Origin of the sequence: Massilia eburnea (assembly GCF_009720745.1) — a bacterium.
Classification (GTDB): Bacteria; Pseudomonadota; Gammaproteobacteria; order Burkholderiales; family Burkholderiaceae_D; genus Rugamonas; species Rugamonas eburnea.
On record NZ_WNKX01000018.1, the window covers coordinates 1 to 16,926 of the forward strand.

The window sequence follows — 16,926 nt, forward strand, 5'->3', positions numbered from 1 at the left end:
TGGTCTCGTGTGACACTTGCTGGTCCTTGACGCCTGGATAGGTGTGCTTGAGCCACCCAGCAATCTGTTCAGGTGCCCATTCCAATCGCAGCTTGTCCGCCACGATACTGGCCAGCGCTGGGTTCTCTACCAGTTTACAGCGCTTAGGGCGGCGGGCCCGATCCCATGCATGCTTGTCGGCTTGAGTGGCCCGATAGGATGTCCGGCCACCGTTACGTTTGATTTCTCGGCTGATCGTTGACGGAGCTCGGCCGAGAGAAACTGCGATCGCGCGAAGCGATGCCCCGGCGACCAAAGAGCGCGAGATTTCTTCGCGCTCAGATATGGTGAGCGCCAGCCTTGAACGACAGCGCGGCGCTGGACTTATCCCACCAGTCCGAATGAGGATTCCTTGAATCGCCCCGTGACTTCGACCGAACAGTTGAGCAATATGCTGTAGGGACTCGCCTTTTCGCCAACGCTCCCACATCAGTGCCTTTTGCTCATCCGTATAATAGATTCGTGGCTTGCGTTTCATAGCAACACTCCTCCTGCCTTAGCAGTTTAGTGTGTTGCGTCGACCGGTTGAATCCGCAGCCGAAAGAAGCCATTTATCTACACTCACAGATGTAACTATTGACTGCTTTGCCGTAGAGCTCTGTCTCCATTTCGTAGCTCATGCCAACGCGCTCGGCAACGCGACGAGATGATTCATTTCGAGGAGGGATGAATGCACGAACTTTCGGTTCGCGCCGAACGTCGAACGCATAATTCAATACTGCTGCTGCCGCCTCGCTTGCAATTCCCCTCCCCCAGGAGGCGCGATATGTATTCCATCCCAACTCCATCACGGTTGATTGCTCACGAAAGAAGGCGCCAACATTACCGACGAGCTGACCAGTCTGCTTCTCCTCCAGAGCCCACCAACCAGCTCCTTGCAGGAGCCATAATCCTGCATGGGAGCTGAAGATTCGCCACGCTGTTTGACGGTCAGCTGGGCCCAAATGAGCTGAGCTTTCGGGATTCGCCAAATGATCCGCAAATAAGTCGAAGTCGTCGCGCCGATATTCTCGAAGCGTAAGTCGTTCTGTCTGAAGGCGCGGTACGGAAATGGAGAACGCAGAATTCATCAGCAGTTTATCCTTTGGATTATTAGTGGTGATCATCCGTCCGGTGTCGGCCATTTTCGTAACGCCGACACCTTAGCGCTTTGCCTTGGAAGCATCACTGGCAATCACTACCGACAGCTTGGCCGGATCGATGTGCTTGCGGAATGCAGCACTCACCTGCTCCGGCGTGAGCGCCATCAGCTTTACCTCATACTCTTTGCTCCACATGAAGGTTCGGTCCAGGTAGCGGAAGTGCGACCAGGCGCCGGCGACCACGTCGTCCTTGGAGCGGTTCTGCACGCGTTGCTGCATCAGGCCCGATTTCGCGCCCGCCACCTCGGCAGCGGTAAAGCCATTCTTCACGGCGCGCTCCAGCTCCTGGCGCACAGCCGCTTCGAGTTTTACCATATTCTGCGGAGCCGCGATGGCCTCGATGGTGAAGCCGCCCGCATCATCGCGATCGCCGGCATCGAGCGACGAACCGCCGCCGTATGACAAGCCATCCTTCTGGCGGATGCGATCCATCAGGCGCGATTTCAGGCCGCCGTTACCGAAGATGTAGTTAGCCAGTTCCAGCGCCGGATAATCGGCATCGTCGGTACGCAACGGCATCGCGATACGCGCGGCGAACATGCCGTTTTCCTTGTCCGGCGTGTCCAGGGTAATGCGTGTGGCGGCTTTTTCAGCATGCTTGTCCAGGATCGGCGCATACGCAGCCTTGCTGTGCCAGCCAGCGAGCTCCTCGCCAACCACCTTCACCAGCTCCGCCTTGTCGAAGTCTCCGACCACCGACAGCTCGCCATGGCCGGCGCCGTAGAACTCGGCGTGATAGGCCTTCACATCTTCCAGCTTCATCGCCTTGATTGCGTCGATCTGTTCATCGAGCGTCATCACGCTGCGCGGATCACCCTTCGGCCAATGATTGAAGTATTCGGCCAAAGCGCGTCCCGCCATCGCCTGCGGGTCGTTACGCGCGGCTTCCAGGCCAACAATCCACTGCTGGCGCATCTGCTCGAACTCCGCTTGCGGGAACGATGCATCCTTCAGCACATGCGCCACCAGGCGAACTGCATCGGGCAAATACTCGCGCGTGGTCTCGAAGTGATACAGGCTGCCCGACATCTTCAGCTTCGACATGGCATCGGCAAGTTGGGCGCGCGAATATTTGCTGGTGCCGCGCGCCAGCATCTGGTCGGCGGCTGCGGCCAGCATCTGCTTGCCGAACTCATTTTTCTCCTCGCCCCAGTGCAGGCGCATGTCCAGCGCCACCGTCTCGCCGCGGTTCTTCTTCGGCAGCAGCGCCAGTTTCAGGCCGCCGACTTCCTTCAGCTCCGTGCGCGCCATGATGTTGTCCTGGCTCGGATCGAAGTTCTCCGATGTCAGCACATTGGCCTTGCCCTTGTAGTCTTTCAGCAGTTCGGCCGCCGTCGGCGCCGTGCCGATTTCGGCACGCTGCGGCGCATCGTCCGGAATAAAGGTGCCAACAGTGCGGTTGTCGCGCTTCATATAGCGCCCCCCCGCTTCGGCCACCTGTTTGGAAGTGATCGCGGCCAGGCCGTCGCGGCCCTGGAACAGCAGCCGCCAGTCGCCCAGCGCAATATCTTCGCTCAGCGCCACGCCCACTTGCTGCGGATTGTTCAGCGACTTCTCGATCGCGTTGCTGTAATCGCGGCGCGTACGCTCCATCTCTTCGTCCGTCGGCGGCGTTTTGGCAAAATTCTCCACCGCCGCGATCAATTCGTCGCGCACCGGTTCCACCGGCTGTCCCATCTTCACCACTGCGCCAAACACCTGCAGGCTTGGCGCGATGCCCGGCTGGCTGACGGAAAACACCTGCGCGGCCTTGCCGGTTTCGACCAGCTGCTTGTGCAAGCGGCCATTCGGCGTGTCGGTCAGCACCTGGCCCATGAAGGCCAGCGGGTCCGCGTCCGGGTGCAGGGCCGATGGAACCTTATACCCTACCAGCACGATCTGTACGTCGCCCTTGCGGCGCACGGCATACTGGCGCTCGCCATCCTGGGTTGGCTCCACGGTCCAGAATTGCGGCAGCTTGCGTTTCGGTTTTGGAATGGCGCCGAAAGACTTGCTGATCCAGGCCAGGGTTTGCGACGGGTCGAACTTGCCCGCCACCAGCAGCACGGCGTTATCCGGCTGGTAGTAGGTGTGGTAGAAGGCTTGCAGGTTCTCGATCTTGACGTTTTCGATGTCGCTGCGGTTGCCGATGGTGGAACGGCCGTAGCTGTGCCAGTCGTAGGCAATGCTCTCCATGCGCTTGAACAGCACTTCGAACGGGCTGTTTTCTCCGCTCTCGTACTCGTTGCGCACCACGGTCATTTCCGAGTCCAGGTCCTTCTTCGCGATGAAGGACCTGGTCATGCGGTCGGCCTCCATGTCCAGCGCCCACTTCAGGTTTTCCGGGCTGGCCTGGAACACCTCGTAGTAATTGGTGCGGTCCATCGCCGTGGTGCCGTTGAATTCCATGCCGCGCTCGGAGAACTGCTGCGTGATATTGCGATGGTTCGGAGCGCCCTTGAACATCATGTGTTCCAGCAGGTGCGCCATGCCGGTCTCACCGTAATTCTCATGGCGCGAGCCGACCAGGTAGGTGACGTTGACCGTCACCGTCGGTTTCGACGCATCGGGGAACAAGAGGACCTTGAGCCCATTGGGCAGGCGGTATTCGGTGATGCCTTCGACCGAAGGACCTTTGGCGACACCGGCGGGAAGGGTTTGCGCGAACGCAGGAGAGATTGCCAGCAGCAGCGCTGCGGCGTAGCGGATTTGCATAGTGTTCTGCTCTTGTTGGCAAAACCCTATGCTACGCCAATCAGGACTTTTCGTCAGGTAGCAGACAGGCCTCGACAACCTGCAGCTTGTTATCCTTCGCGAATTCCTTAACGAAGTTATAAGCCATCGGCTGGATTTCGCGCAGGCCTTCGTTGACCACGACGGCCTTGACGCCATTGACGACGGTGGGGGTGACATAGGGCGAGAACTGCAAGTGGGCGTGGCGGCCACCGGAGCCTTCCGGGCGGAAGCACGCGAGCACACCGGCCAGTCGTTCCGCCCAGTCGCTTGGACGGAATTGTTTGCCGTCGGTCGTAAGCCCAAGAATGAAGAACTCGCTGGCCATATACCTGATACCCGGTTGCTGTGAGGAACCCCAGTATTATATCTTATAGAAGACTTGAACGGGGTCCCGGGATCAGGTCATTTTAGCCGAGCCACACCGCTCCGGACAGCAACAGCAGCAACATCATCCACAGCAGCAACGCCCGCCATACCAGGCCGACCGTGCTTTGCAGGGCGCGCACGCCCGGCTCGTCGCCCGGCAGCTGGTCCACTTCCATATCGCTGATATCGACGGTGGCCGCGTCCGAAGGGATGATCTTCGCCGCATTCTCATTCGGGGTTCCCAGGCGCACGCCCATGGCGCCGCCGCCGGCCGACAGGATGATGCCGATCGCCTCATCCTTCCAGCGGTGGGCGAAGTTACGCCAGGCGTAGATCGCGTCCTCGAAGTTGCCGACCACGGCGAAGGCCACGGCGGTCAAGCGCGCGGGAATCCAGTCGATCCAGTAGAAAGCCTTGGCGGCGAATTCGCCGAACGCTTCCTGGCGCATGTGTTCCGGCTCGTTCCAGGCACGGGCCAGGTATTCGGATACGCGGTACAGGATGGCGCCGCAAGGGCCCAGCGGCATCAGGAACCAGAAGAACACGCCGAACACATTGCGGTGGGTGGTAACCAGCGCCTTCTCCACGGCGATACGGGAAATCTCGGTGACTTCCATGCCCACAGTGTCGATCTTGCACCATTCCGCGAGCAGCGCGCGGGCCTGGCTTTCGTCGCCGGCGTTGAGCGCCAGCTGGATCGAGGTGAAGAAATGGCTGTAGTGGCGGAAGCCCAGCGTCAGGTAGACGATCAGCACGTTCCAGGCAAAGTGCGCCAGCAAGAAGTTATAGCGGTACAGCAGCCAGGACACCAGGCCGGCCGGCAGCGTCAGCGCGCCGACCAGCAGGAACCAACCCATGCGTCCATGGCTCGCGTGCCCGGCGTTGAACCACTGCTCCATGCGCACCGCCAGGCGCTTGAACTCCGCCCAGATCGGATTGTCGGCGCGCAGGGGCTTCAGTTGCTCAAACAGCAAGGCGACGAGAATGGAGAGAAAAGTCATCTAAATCCTTTGATTAGCAGTACCACAATGCCCGCTACGATAGCTTATGCGCGCAAGAAATGAAACAGGTTGCGCAGCATCCCAGCCGTTGCACCCCAGATAAAATAGTTTTGATATGGCATTGCGTAGAAAGTGCGCCGGCCATTCGGCAATTCGGCCGCCAGGCGCTGGTGATTGGCGCCATCCATCAGGAATTGGAACGGCACTTCGAAGATTTCCGCCACCTCGCCCGGATCGCCCTTCAATTCGAACGGCGGCGTGACCAGGCCCACCACCGGCGTGACCGCATAGCCGGTTCCGGTGTAATACAGGGGCAGCGTGCCGATCACGTCGATGTGGCGGCGATCGAGGCCGATCTCCTCCTCCGTTTCCCGCAGCGCGGTGTCGACGGCATCGGCATCGGTCGGCTCGGCGCGGCCGCCGGGGAAAGCCACCTGCCCCGCGTGATCGTTCAAATGCGCGGTGCGCATGGTCAGCAGCAGGTAGATGCCATCTTCGCGCAGTACCAGCGGCACCAGCACGGAAGCCGGCGTCGGTTCACCGCGGTGCAAGCCAAGCGGCGGTTCGGATGGTTCGGGCGTCCATTCGGGCGGTTCGGCGAAGCGCTGGCGCAGCCAGTCCGGCGCAAGGTGTTCCAGCAGCACCGCAGCTTCGCCGGCGATCGCCTCGATCGGAAGCTGGGTCGGGTCAAAAGGAGTTTTCGGCATAGGCGGCATTGTACCAAGCCGAAAAAAAAGGACGCCCGAAGGCGTCCTTTCCGAATCCAATACCGGGGTATGGATTACTCGGCAGCTGCAACCTTGCGGTTTGGCAGCTTTTCCTTGATACGTGCGGATTTGCCCGAACGCTCACGCAGGTAGTACAGCTTAGCGCGGCGAACGTCACCACGACGCTTCACTTCGATCGAAGCGATCAGTGGGGAGTACAGCTGGAAGGTACGCTCAACGCCTTCGCCGGACGAGATCTTACGAACGATGAAGTTCGAGTTCAGGCCACGGTTACGGCGAGCGATCACAACGCCTTCGTAAGCCTGGGCGCGCTTACGGGTGCCTTCGACTACGTTCACGTTGACGACCACGGTGTCACCAGGGGCGAACTCAGGGATGTTCTTGCCCAGGCGAGCGATTTCTTCTTGTTCCAGTTGCTGGATCAGGTTCATTTTAAAACTCCTATTACCATCTTGCCGGCGCCAAAAAGATGCCCGGTAGAGGATGGGGTTGAAACACGGCAGGCGACATGCCTGCCACGGTACTACAACGGGTTTACAAACCCGCCAAAAACTTTTCGTCCTTCTTCGAAAGCAGGCCGGCTTCGCGGGCCTTCACCAGCAGGTCGGGACGCTTGCGCGCCGTCGCTTCCAGCATGCGCTCACGGCGCCACTTCTCGATCTCGGCGTGGTTGCCGCCCAAAAGCACGGGTGGCACAGCCTCGCCTTCATAAATCTCTGGCCGCGTATAGTGCGGCGAATCCAGCAAGCCGTTGACGAAAGAGTCTTCGACCGCCGAAGCATCGGTATTCAGCACGCCTGGCAGCTGGCGCACCACGGCATCCATCAAGGCCATGGCAGGCAGCTCGCCGCCGGACAGCACAAAATCGCCGAGGCTGATTTCTTCATCGACGCAGCGGTCCAGCAAACGCTGGTCCACCGCTTCGTAACGGCCGCACAGGATCACGAGGCCGGGTTCCTGCTTCAGCTGCATCACGCGTTCGTGCGTCAGCTGCTTGCCTTGCGGCGACATGTACACCACGCGCGGCGCCGGCAGGCCGGAAACCACCTGGCGCTGTTTCGCGGCCGCGATGGTCTGTTCCAGCGGTTTGGCCAGCATCACCATTCCCGGGCCGCCGCCGTAGGGGCGGTCATCCACGGTGCGGTGGTTGTCGGTGGTGAAATCGCGCGGATTCCACAGCGACAGGCCCCAGCGCTTCTGCTCGAACGCGCGGCGGGTAACGCCGGACTGCGTCAAGGCAGCGAACATCTCAGGGAACAGGGTAATGACGTCGAATTGCATTGTGCGGTTCCGGATCAGTAATCCAGGCCCCAGTCCACGATGATCTGCTTCGCGTCCTTGTCCACCTTGATGACAAACTGGCTTACAAACGGAATCAGGCGCTCCTGCGCCTTTCCATCAGCCTCGTATTCGACGCGCAGGATGGACTGGGGTCCATTGCTCATCATGTCCGCGACTGTTCCAAGGCTTTCGCCCTGCTGGTTCTCAACTGCCAGGCCGAGCAAGTCGCCCCAGTAGTATTCATCTTCTTCCAGCTGCGGGAAGTCGGCGCGCGCCACGAATACGGATGCGCCTTTCAGCGCCTCTGCTTCGTTGCGGTCCGTCATGCCGACGATGGTAGTGACGACGTCGCCACCATGCAGCTTAGCCCGCTTGACTTCGACGTCACGCAGGCTTGGCTTATCGAGCCACCAGGTGGTGGCATGCAGCAGCGCATCTGCTTCGGTGGAGAAGGGCCGGACACGGACCCCGCCGGTGATGCCGTAGGCACCAGAAACAAAGCCAACCTGAACCAGGTCAGCCGGGGCTTGCGCCCCAGATGCGGTCTTGCTGCTCAAAACTTGAAGCTACTATTAAGCAGCCTTCTGGCCAGCAACCAGCTTGGCAACAGCTGGGGACAGCTGAGCGCCAACGCCTTGCCAGTAAGCAAGACGGTCAGCAGCAACGCGGAAGGTTTCTGCTTGGCCGGTAGCCATTGGGTTGAAGAAGCCGATACGCTCTACGAAACGGCCGTCACGACGATTGCGGGAATCGGTTGCAACGATGTTGTAGAAAGGACGCTTCTTGGCGCCACCACGAGCTAAACGAATAACGACCATAATATTTCCAAAAAAGAGTGCTGAGTCGGATAAAGCCGCAAATTATAGCGCGCTTTCAATCCGACCTGCAAGATTAATCAAATTGGTGGGGACTTGGACAATCCGAAATTATCCCCTGAACTAGCCTCGTCGGCAACAGCTTTGTTGTGCCATACTGCCGGTTTTTCGGACTTTTCGGCTGCAATCATGTCTGTTTTACACAAGAACAAAAGTTTCGCCGCCCTGCTCGCCGTCGTGACCGGAGGCATTGGCCTGCACCGCTTCTATCTGCGCGGCCTGGCCGACAAATGGGGCTGGCTGCATGCCGCCAGCCTGCTGGGTGTCGCAGCCGTGTTCGCCGTCTGGCCGAAAGCCGATCCCTACTTCCTGCTGCTGCCTTTGATCCTGTCGATCCTGGTCGGCACGCTTGAAGCCTTGGTGCTGGGGCTGATGCCGGACGAAAAGTGGGACGCCCGCTTCAACGCCGGCAGCGGCAAGCAGTCGCACTCAAGCTGGCCGCTCGCTTTCGTCCTGGTCGCCGGGCTGATGTTTGGCGCTTTCGGCCTGATCGCCACCATCGCCCGCCTGTTCGACCTGCTCTACACCGGCGGCATCTACGGTTAATTGGGCTGCGCGGCGGCCGGCGCAGTGTCCGCAACCTGGTACAGCGACACTGGGCCGTCACGGTGTACCAGCGTAAAGAATTGCGCGAATCCCGGCTTGGTCTCGATTCCCGGCCAACGCACGGTATGGATCAACAGGCTGGTGTAACCCAAGTGACGCAAGGCCTTGGCCAAATCAGCCGGAGCCAGGCCGGCGAGATCCCGATAGCGGCCTGGGCCAAAATGGTCCCCACCGGTCCCTGGTGGAGAGTAATACAGTGCGTCCTCCAGGCCAAACTGATAGGTGCGGCCCATCGGGTGGTCGCGTAGATAGGCCAGCATCGCATAACCAGTAATTTTCCGCTGCAACACCGCCTCGCGGGCATCCACAGTGGGCGCCACCAGTTTCCAGTTCTTGTATTCCTTTGTCAGCGCAAACGGCACGACCACCAGCAACAGCAAGGAAACACAGCTCACCGCCGCTTTCTTTTCCAAGCCATCTCCCTGGCCGCGGGCAAACCTGCTGCATGCAGTCACGAAAGCCCAGTGCCAGACCGCCGCCGCCAACAGCGCCAGTACCGGATAAAACGGCATGAGGTAGCGCGGGTAACGCGAGGTCAGCAACCAGACCGCAAGCCCCGCGCCAGCAAGAATCATCGCCGCTCGGGCGCCCGGAAGGCGGCGCACCTTGGCGATAAATGGCGCCAGCAATGCTGGCCAGATAATCCAGTGCGGCGCACCGGCGTGAAGCTTGAGGTCCGCCATCTGCCATTGGTAATCCGCCAGGTTCCAATCTGTGAACCCAAACAGCTTGCCCCCGATCGGATTAAACGGATCCCCTGTCAGCATATAGTTCCTGACGTACCAGAACGCGCAAGGCAGCAGCAGTCCGACGATCGCAATGAGCCAGTCACGCGGAGCGCGCGTCCTGGCCAGCAAGGCGATCGCTAGCAGCGGCAGCAACTGGAGAGCCTGGTATTTGGCGCCCACGGCCACGCCGAGCAGGAAAGCCGACACGGCCAGCAATACAAGCCGTTCAGGCTGCTGTTGCCACAGGTAGAAAGCGAGGCAGCCGGCGAAAATAAAGAGCATAACGCTCACATCGACCATCGCAAGGTCGAATTCGTCCCGCATCAACACCATGAAAACGACGGCAGCGATAAAGGCCAAACTCTTGCCGAAATAGCGCTTGCCGGCGTGATAAACCAGGAAGGCAGTCAGCCAGGCCGCCAAGGCATTGAGCAGATGCGGCATCACGTCGTCGTACGTCAGCAGGGCCGCACTGAACAGCAGGTCCACATTGTAGGGGAACCAGGGGTAGCGCAGCCACTCATTGACGCTCAGTCGGCCATTCAGCGCCCATTGTTTGGCGTGCGGCAGGTGGTACATCACTTCATCCCAGGCCAGCGGCGGGCACAGCGGGGCGATCAGGGTCGGCAGAATCATGAACGCAATCAACAGCAAAGCGCCGCGCTCAGCCCAGTTTGCCGAACGCCAGCGTTGAGCCATGGTCGGCTCGCCCCGCGCCGGCAGCGCGCGCCACTCAAGCGCCCCAAGGCAGAGGCCAAACACCAAAGCAAGCAACAATGGCAGGAATCGGAATTGTCCGGCAATTGCCAGCCATTGAATAGCGCAGACGTACGCGCCCATGCCGAGTGCCGTGGCAATGCCGTGCCACAACGGCTTCTCTTCAGGGCCAGGCGCGGACGGCGCCAGGCGCCGCAACACGGTTTGGCCAACACCCCAGCAGGCACACAGGAAAACCAATAAGGCGAGGTAATGCGAAAGGGCGTAGATGATCTTATTAATCATGATTTGCGGAAGACGAAATATTTCGCCGAGATGAAATTGAAGGCCATGCCAGCCAGCGAACCTGCCGCCACACCTATGGCAGGCGCCCAATCAGTTTCGGGCAAGACCTGCAACAGCCCCATATAAGCGCCGAGGTTGATCACCCCTCCGCCCATCGTGACCGTCAAGTAGCGCCACCATTCGCGCCAGGCCGAAGGCGTGGCCTGGAATGTAAATCGCCGGTTCAGGCGCCAGGTGACCCAGACTGCGGACAGGAAGGACAGGAGTCGTCCAAAGTAGTATCCGGAACCGAGTGCCATCGCCAGGTAAAGGACCCCCATGTCGGCCGCCAGGCCAACTAGTCCGCTAATGCCAAAGCGTACGAACTGGCGCATGCCTCTAGCTGTTATGCGCGGGAAAAGCCAGGTAAGCAAAGCGCTTCTGTTCGATGCGCGCTTTGGTGACCGCATCCACAATAATGCCGCAGGCCAGCAGCACTACACCTAACAGCATGATGGCCGAGCACAGCACGGCAGTAGGCTGGCGCGGCACCAGCCCGGTTTCCAGATAGACGCTCAACAGGGGAACGGCCAAACCAACCGACAACAGGAAGCAAGCCAGGAAACCGATGCCGAAAAAGGCCATCGGCCGTTCCGACTTGAAAAGGCGCAAGATGGTCATCAGAATGCGCCATCCGTCGCGGTAAGTATTCAGTTTGCTGAATGAACCTTCCGGCCGCGCCTTGTACACGGTTTCCACTTCCGCCACCGGCATGCGCAGTTCCAGCGCATGCACGGTCAGCTCGGTCTCGATTTCGAAACCCGTGGAGTGGGCGGCAAACGATTTGACGTAGCGGCGGGAAAACACACGATAGCCGGACAGGATGTCGGTGAATGTGCGTCCGAACAGCATCGATACACAGCCCGTCAGCAGGTTATTGCCAAAGCGGTGGCCGAGGCGGTAGGCAGCCTGCTCTTCGGTAACGCGGTTGCCAACGACCATGTCCAGGCCTTCGTCGAACAGCTTGGCGACCAATTGCGGCGCGACCGCGGCGTCATAAGTATCGTCGCCGTCGACCATGATGTACGCGTCGGCCTCGATATCGGCGAACATGCGTCGCACGACACTGCCCTTGCCCTGGTGCGGCACAAGGCGGACATTGGCGCCCGCGGCGCGCGCTATCTCAGCCGTACCATCGGTCGAATTGTTATCGAATACATAGACTGTCGCCTGCGGCAGGCTGGCGCGAAAATCACGCACGATGGCTTCGATCGTCAGCGCCTCGTTATAACAGGGCACAAGAATTGCAATGCGCGAGGATGACTGGTCGCTCATGAAAAAATATCAATAAAGAGGCAATGACAATTTGCAATTATAGCGTTTTCGCTATATCCGCAGCTGCAACGCCTTGTCACAAATTAGCATTCCAAAAGGAAACTATTGACCTATACTTCACTACTACCACAACCGTTTTTTGGAGAACCCATATGAAAGTAATTAAATTCCTCTTGCCAGCCATCCTGGCCGTAACGGTTAGCGGCGCGTACGCGCAACCGAAGCGCGCAGTCTGCGCCGAATGCGGCACCGTGACCGCAGTGAAAGTCATCGAGAAAGATGGCGAAGGCGGTGCAGCCGGCATGGTCGCCGGCGGCGTAGCTGGCGCCCTGCTTGGCCACCAGGTCGGCGGCGGCACCGGTAAGACCCTCGCCACCGTCGCCGGTGCAGCGGGCGGCGCTTACGCCGGCAAGAAGATCGAAGGCAAGATGAACAAGGTCAAGGAGTGGCACGTGACCGTCAGGTACGAAACCGGCAACACCGGCACCGTCGTCCTGAAAAACGATCCTAACCTGCGTAATGGCGACCACGTCCGCCGCGAGAACGGTGGCCTGAACCGCATCTAAGTCCTGCGCGACAGCAGTAAACCCATCCCCGCGCCGGCCAGCAGGCCGGCGCAACTGCGGTTGAAAATCCTCTTCCCGCGCGGTTGCGCGAACCACTTCTGCATGCGTGCGCCGATCCAGGCGTAGGCCGCCAGCGCCACCATTTCCAGCAGCAGGAAAAACATCCCCAGCACCAAAAATTGGGCACCCACCGTGTCGGCAGGGTCGACGAACTGCGGCAGGAATGCCGTAAATATCAGGATCGCCTTCGGATTGCCCGCCGCGACAAAGAACTCTTGCCGTGCCAATTGCCACCAGCCCGCTGCCGGCAGTTCGCCTCGCAGCGCATCGGTCGCCGGCTGCGCGCGCCACAGCTGCCACGCCAGGTAGAACAGATAGATTGCGCCTGCGGTCTTAATCGCGAAGAACACAAGCTCGGAGGTATGCAGCACGGCAGCCAGGCCGACCGAAGCGAGCGCAATCATCCCCGCGAAAGCCACCAGCCGCCCTGCCCCGGCCAGGCAGGAACGGCGGAAGCCGTAGCGCGTGGCATTGCTGACGGAGAGCAGGTTGTTCGGTCCCGGCGCCATATTCAGCGCGAAGCAGGCTGGCACGAACAAAGTAAGGGTCGACGCGTCCATGGCCGGCTCCATCTTGAAATTTTAGTTAATATACAACGTGCCAATCCAACAAGGAGACACCGTGACAGACAATACCACGCCCCGCTTTCCGCCTCAGTGGCAAGCCCTGGTCGACCGCGCCGCCGGCGCCCTGCGCGAACTCGCAGTCAACGAAGACGCCAAGGCCCGCTTCCTGGAAGATCCGATGCTGCGCCCTTTCATGGAACGCGTCTCGCAGCGCTACGTCGCCGGCAGTACTGTGGCGGATGCGGTGGTGCGCGCTGCCATGATCAACCAGAACGGGCACCGCGCTTCTGCCGAGTACATGGGCGAGAGTGTGCGCGACGAAGGCTTTGCGAACGCGGAAACGGGCGTTTTCATGCAGCTGGTGCAGGCCATCGGCGAGCAGAGGCTCGATTGTTCAATCTCCTTCGACCTGTCGCACGTCGGCTCGCTGGTCGATCCCGAACTGGGCTACCGGAACGCGCGCCGGATCGCCCGCGCTGCCAACGAGATCGGACAAGAAGTCATGATTTCGATGGAGGCATCGGACCGCACCTCCGGCATCTACGAAACTTACGCTCGCCTTCATGAGCAGGACGGCCTGTCGAACGTCGGCATCACCGTCCCGGCCAAGCTGCACCGCACGGCGGCGGACCTGCCAGCGCTGATGCGCCTTCCCGGCCGCATTCGCCTGGTCAAAGGAGCCATGTTCGAGCCGCCGGAAGTCGCTTATGCTCGCAACAGCGCCGAGCTGGCATCGGCCTATCGCCGCTACGCCGCCCTTTTGCTGCGCAGCGGCCACAAATGCTCGATTGCCACCCACGACCGTTCAATCCAGGACGAACTGGCAGCGATGATCCGGGCGGAAGGGATCGCAGCTGGCCCCTTTGAATTCGAATCATTGATCGGGTTGGGCGAACAGAATATCGCCGACCTGCGCGACGCGGGCTTTGCGACGCGCGAATATGCCGTTTTTGGAAAGGAATATTTTTTGTACGTATTGAACCGCATTTCAGAAGAACCAGTCCGCGTCTACCAGGCGGTCATTGACGCGCTGGGTGCTGCATGATCCGACGTCTTCTCGCAGTATCCACGCTGGCAGCCGCGGCGTTCACCGCGACCGGCGCCGCACATGCGCAAACCGTTGCAATTACCATGGATGACGGCCCAAACGCGGAAAGCACGCCGCGCATGACGGTCGTTGAGCGCAACCAGGCCATCCTCAGCGCGCTCGCCAAGCACCACGTACAAGCCGCACTATTCGTGACTTCGGGCTACGGAGCCAGCACGCCGCAAGGACTTCCACTGCTGCAGGCATGGAGCAAAGCCGGCCACGCTATAGGCAACCACACCGTGACGCATCCGGACCTTGAGAAGGTTTCCCTGGCCGAGTACCAGCGCCAGGTGATGGAATGCGACCGATTGATCAGCACACTGCCCGGCTACCAGAAGTGGCTGCGCTTTACCTATCTGCGCGAAGGCAACACGCCGGAAAAGATTGAAGGCATGCGCAACTTCCTGCTTGAGCATGGATATCGCAACGCCTATGTCAGCGCCGACACGAGCGATTGGCGCCTCAACGAGAAACTGGTGGAGGTGCTGAAGAAGAATCCCAACGCCGATCTAAGTCCGATCCGCACTGCCTACCTCGCTCACATCAAGCAGCGCTTGCTGGCGTATCGCGAACTGTCGCAGCAACTGCAGGGGCGCGATATCGCGCAAGTGCTGCTGATGCACCATAACCTGCTCAATGCACTGTGGCTCGATGACGTCTTGAGCGAAATCGAGGAGATGGGGTGGAAGATCATTTCGCCGGCGGAGGCGTTTGCCGATCCGGTCTACAAGCTGGAGCCGGTGCGCAAGGCTGCGGGGCAGAGTTTGCTGCTTTCGCTCGGGCGAATTCTGGGGCTTGGACTGATGCCAGGCGGCGAGCGGCTGGTCGATGATGGCGATTACGAGATTGCCGAATTGGCGAAGAAAGGACTTTGAACATCCAAACCGGTAAACCGGTGCCTGCCCCCCAGGGTCAGGCACCTGGCCTGCGACGGCCGAGGACCGGTGTCAGACCCTGGGGGTCTGACGGGGCGGCCATCCGACCGGGTTACCGGTTTATCGGGTTTAGAACTGCTCGACGCCCAGGCCCAGAACACCAGCGCTGCCATCAACGATAGCCGCGCGCATGCCGGTAGAACCGGACAGGATGTGATCCGCGAAGAAGCGCGCAGTCACGATCTTGGCATGATAGAACGACGCATCGCCCTCGCCAGCCGACAGTTTGGACTGCGCCACCAGCGCAGCACGGCCCATCTGCCAGCCGCCGAACACGATACCGGCCAGCTTCAGGTACAGCACGGAACCCGAGAACACACCCTTGATGTCCGACTTGATATGGTTGACGATGAAGTCCACCACGGCTTCCAGGTCGTCCGCGCCCTGCACCAGGTGCTTGCGCATCGCCGCGAAGTCCGGCGAGTTCACGCCGCCCAGTTCCTCGGCAGTCGCACGCACTTGCGCAATGATCGACTTGGCCAGCGCACCGCCATCACGCACGGTCTTGCGGCCGATCAGGTCATTGGCCTGGATCGCGGTCGTACCTTCGTAAATGGTCAGGATCTTGGCATCGCGATAGTGCTGGGCAGCGCCGGTCTCCTCGATGAAGCCCATGCCGCCGTGCACTTGCACGCCGTCGCGGGTCACGTTCTCGGACATCTCGGTCGACCAGCCCTTCACGATCGGCACCAGGTATTCGTACACAGCCTGGTTGGCAGCGCGCACTTCCGCATCCGCGTGGTGGTGTGCCACGTCGTGGATACCTGCTGCCACGTATGCCAGCGCACGCGCTGCTTCGGTCTGGGCACGCATCGACATCAGCATGCGGCGCACGTCCGGATGGTTGATGATCGCCACACCGGCTGGCGAGCCGTTCAGGTCGCGCGACTGCACGCGGTCCTTGGCGAAGGTGACAGCCTGCTGGTAAGCGCGTTCCGCCAGGCCTACACCCTGCATGCCGACGCCGAAGCGGGCTGCGTTCATCATGATGAACATGTATTCCAGGCCGCGGTTCTCTTCGCCCACCAGGTAGCCAACGGCGCCGCCGTTGTCGCCGAACTGCAGGACGGCGGTCGGGGATGCCTTGATACCCAGCTTGTGCTCGATCGACACGCAATGCGCGTCGTTGCGGTCGCCCAGCGAACCGTCGGCGTTGACCATGAACTTCGGCACGATGAACAGCGAGATGCCCTTCACGCCGGCAGGGGCATCCGGAGTACGCGCCAGCACCAGGTGAATGATGTTCTCGGCCATGTCGTGCTCACCGTAGGTGATGAAGATCTTGGTGCCGAATACTTTGTAAGTGCCGTCGCCTTGCGGCACTGCGCGGGTGCGCACGGCTGCCAGGTCGGAGCCTGCCTGAGGCTCGGTCAGGTTCATGGTGCCGGTCCACTTGCCGGTCACCAGAGGCTCCAGGTAGGTCGCCTTCTGTTCATCGGAACCAGCGGTCAGCAGCGCTTCGATCGCCCCATCGGACAGCAGTGCCACCAGCGCGAACGACAGGTTCGAACCGTGCAGCATTTCCACGCATGGGGTGCCGATCAGCTTCGGCAGGCCCTGGCCGCCGAATTCGGTCGGGTGCTGCAGGCCTTGCCAGCCAGCTTCCGCGAACTGCTTGAAGGCTTCCTTGAAGCCTTTGGAAGTGGTTACCTTGCCATCGGCCCAGGAGCTCGGCTCCTTGTCGGCAGCGTGGTTCAGGGGAGCGATCACACCGCTCACGAACTTCGCGTTTTCTTCGAGTACGGCTTCCGCGGTTTCCGCGTTGGCATCTTCACAGCCTGGCAGCGCGGACACGCCTTCCAGGTTCGCCAGTTCGTTCATCACGAACAGCATGTCTTTCATTGGTGCTTGATAACTCATGAAATCTCTCCAAGGTAGTAAAAGGGCCACTTGCGTGGCCCCGGTACTCAGT

The 16,926-nt window shown here is 60.4% G+C and carries 19 protein-coding genes; 4 read left to right on the forward strand and 15 right to left on the reverse strand.

Features of this window, described 5'->3' with window-relative positions; genetic code table 11:
• The 10 genes from GM658_RS20410 to rpsP all read right to left on the reverse strand — a co-directional run.
• On the reverse strand, nucleotides 1-517 hold a 517-nt coding region (locus GM658_RS20410), incomplete at its 3' end, for a helix-turn-helix domain-containing protein (protein WP_155455910.1).
• 73 nt (nucleotides 518-590) lie between these two features.
• Nucleotides 591-1,145 carry a GNAT family N-acetyltransferase gene (locus GM658_RS20415; RefSeq protein ID WP_170298898.1) on the reverse strand — a complete coding sequence of 185 codons (555 nt, stop codon included), beginning with the start codon at nucleotides 1,143-1,145 and terminating at the stop codon, nucleotides 591-593.
• A 36-nt stretch (nucleotides 1,146-1,181) separates the two neighbouring features.
• Nucleotides 1,182-3,875, reverse strand: a complete 2,694-nt coding sequence (locus tag GM658_RS20420) for a M16 family metallopeptidase (RefSeq protein WP_155455912.1) — start codon at nucleotides 3,873-3,875, stop codon at nucleotides 1,182-1,184.
• Between the two features lie 40 nt (nucleotides 3,876-3,915).
• Complete coding sequence (locus GM658_RS20425; protein ID WP_155455913.1) at nucleotides 3,916-4,221, reverse strand: DUF3579 domain-containing protein; 306 nt, start codon at nucleotides 4,219-4,221, stop codon at nucleotides 3,916-3,918.
• Between the two features lie 82 nt (nucleotides 4,222-4,303).
• Nucleotides 4,304-5,263, reverse strand: coding sequence for a CobD/CbiB family protein (locus tag GM658_RS20430; RefSeq protein WP_155455914.1), 960 nt, complete (start codon nucleotides 5,261-5,263; stop codon nucleotides 4,304-4,306).
• Between the two features lie 44 nt (nucleotides 5,264-5,307).
• Nucleotides 5,308-5,970, reverse strand: coding sequence for a CoA pyrophosphatase (locus GM658_RS20435; protein WP_155455915.1), 663 nt, complete (start codon nucleotides 5,968-5,970; stop codon nucleotides 5,308-5,310).
• A gap of 74 nt (nucleotides 5,971-6,044) precedes the next feature.
• On the reverse strand, nucleotides 6,045-6,422 hold the full coding sequence (gene rplS / locus GM658_RS20440; RefSeq protein WP_155455916.1) for a 50S ribosomal protein L19: 378 nt from the start codon (nucleotides 6,420-6,422) through the stop codon (nucleotides 6,045-6,047).
• 103 nt (nucleotides 6,423-6,525) lie between these two features.
• Nucleotides 6,526-7,272, reverse strand: a complete 747-nt coding sequence (gene trmD / locus GM658_RS20445; RefSeq protein WP_155455917.1) for a tRNA (guanosine(37)-N1)-methyltransferase TrmD — start codon at nucleotides 7,270-7,272, stop codon at nucleotides 6,526-6,528.
• Between the two features lie 14 nt (nucleotides 7,273-7,286).
• Nucleotides 7,287-7,829 (reverse strand): ribosome maturation factor RimM, encoded by a 543-nt coding sequence (gene rimM, locus GM658_RS20450; RefSeq protein ID WP_155455918.1) that lies wholly within the window; start codon nucleotides 7,827-7,829, stop codon nucleotides 7,287-7,289.
• 15 nt (nucleotides 7,830-7,844) lie between these two features.
• Nucleotides 7,845-8,090, reverse strand: coding sequence for a 30S ribosomal protein S16 (rpsP, locus tag GM658_RS20455; protein ID WP_057261569.1), 246 nt, complete (start codon nucleotides 8,088-8,090; stop codon nucleotides 7,845-7,847).
• 186 nt (nucleotides 8,091-8,276) lie between these two features.
• On the opposite strand from rpsP, the gene GM658_RS20460 reads away from it, so the two are divergent.
• The gene (locus GM658_RS20460; protein WP_155455919.1) at nucleotides 8,277-8,693 is read left to right on the forward strand and encodes an NINE protein; all 417 of its coding nucleotides are present in this window, start codon (nucleotides 8,277-8,279) and stop codon (nucleotides 8,691-8,693) included.
• On the opposite strand, the gene GM658_RS20465 is transcribed toward GM658_RS20460, so the two are convergent.
• Genes GM658_RS20465 through GM658_RS20475 form a run of 3 tightly spaced genes read right to left on the reverse strand, consistent with a single transcriptional unit; the run spans nucleotide 8,690 to nucleotide 11,797 of the window.
• Nucleotides 8,690-10,483, reverse strand: coding sequence for an ArnT family glycosyltransferase (locus GM658_RS20465; RefSeq protein ID WP_155455920.1), 1,794 nt, complete (start codon nucleotides 10,481-10,483; stop codon nucleotides 8,690-8,692). The genes GM658_RS20460 and GM658_RS20465 overlap by 4 nt on opposite strands.
• The gene (locus GM658_RS20470; protein ID WP_155455921.1) at nucleotides 10,480-10,857 is read right to left on the reverse strand and encodes a GtrA family protein; all 378 of its coding nucleotides are present in this window, start codon (nucleotides 10,855-10,857) and stop codon (nucleotides 10,480-10,482) included. The genes GM658_RS20465 and GM658_RS20470 overlap by 4 nt, the downstream gene beginning before the upstream one ends.
• 4 nt (nucleotides 10,858-10,861) lie before the next feature.
• Entirely contained in the window at nucleotides 10,862-11,797 is a 936-nt protein-coding gene (locus GM658_RS20475; RefSeq protein WP_155455922.1) for a glycosyltransferase, read from the reverse strand.
• Between the two features lie 152 nt (nucleotides 11,798-11,949).
• On the opposite strand from GM658_RS20475, the gene GM658_RS20480 reads away from it, so the two are divergent.
• Nucleotides 11,950-12,363, forward strand: coding sequence for a glycine zipper 2TM domain-containing protein (locus tag GM658_RS20480; protein ID WP_229416991.1), 414 nt, complete (start codon nucleotides 11,950-11,952; stop codon nucleotides 12,361-12,363).
• On the opposite strand, the gene GM658_RS20485 is transcribed toward GM658_RS20480, so the two are convergent.
• Nucleotides 12,360-12,983, reverse strand: coding sequence for a LysE family translocator (locus GM658_RS20485; protein ID WP_155455924.1), 624 nt, complete (start codon nucleotides 12,981-12,983; stop codon nucleotides 12,360-12,362). The two genes, GM658_RS20480 and GM658_RS20485, sit on opposite strands and share 4 nt — an antisense overlap.
• 61 nt (nucleotides 12,984-13,044) lie before the next feature.
• Between GM658_RS20485 and GM658_RS20490 the strand changes: the two genes are divergently transcribed.
• Nucleotides 13,045-14,034, forward strand: a complete 990-nt coding sequence (locus tag GM658_RS20490; RefSeq protein WP_371865195.1) for a proline dehydrogenase family protein — start codon at nucleotides 13,045-13,047, stop codon at nucleotides 14,032-14,034.
• Entirely contained in the window at nucleotides 14,031-14,954 is a 924-nt protein-coding gene (locus GM658_RS20495; RefSeq protein ID WP_155455925.1) for a polysaccharide deacetylase family protein, read from the forward strand. The genes GM658_RS20490 and GM658_RS20495 overlap by 4 nt, the downstream gene beginning before the upstream one ends.
• 129 nt (nucleotides 14,955-15,083) lie before the next feature.
• On the opposite strand, the gene GM658_RS20500 is transcribed toward GM658_RS20495, so the two are convergent.
• Nucleotides 15,084-16,874, reverse strand: a complete 1,791-nt coding sequence (locus GM658_RS20500) for an acyl-CoA dehydrogenase (RefSeq protein WP_155455926.1) — start codon at nucleotides 16,872-16,874, stop codon at nucleotides 15,084-15,086.
• Nucleotides 16,875-16,926: the final 52 nt, after the last annotated feature.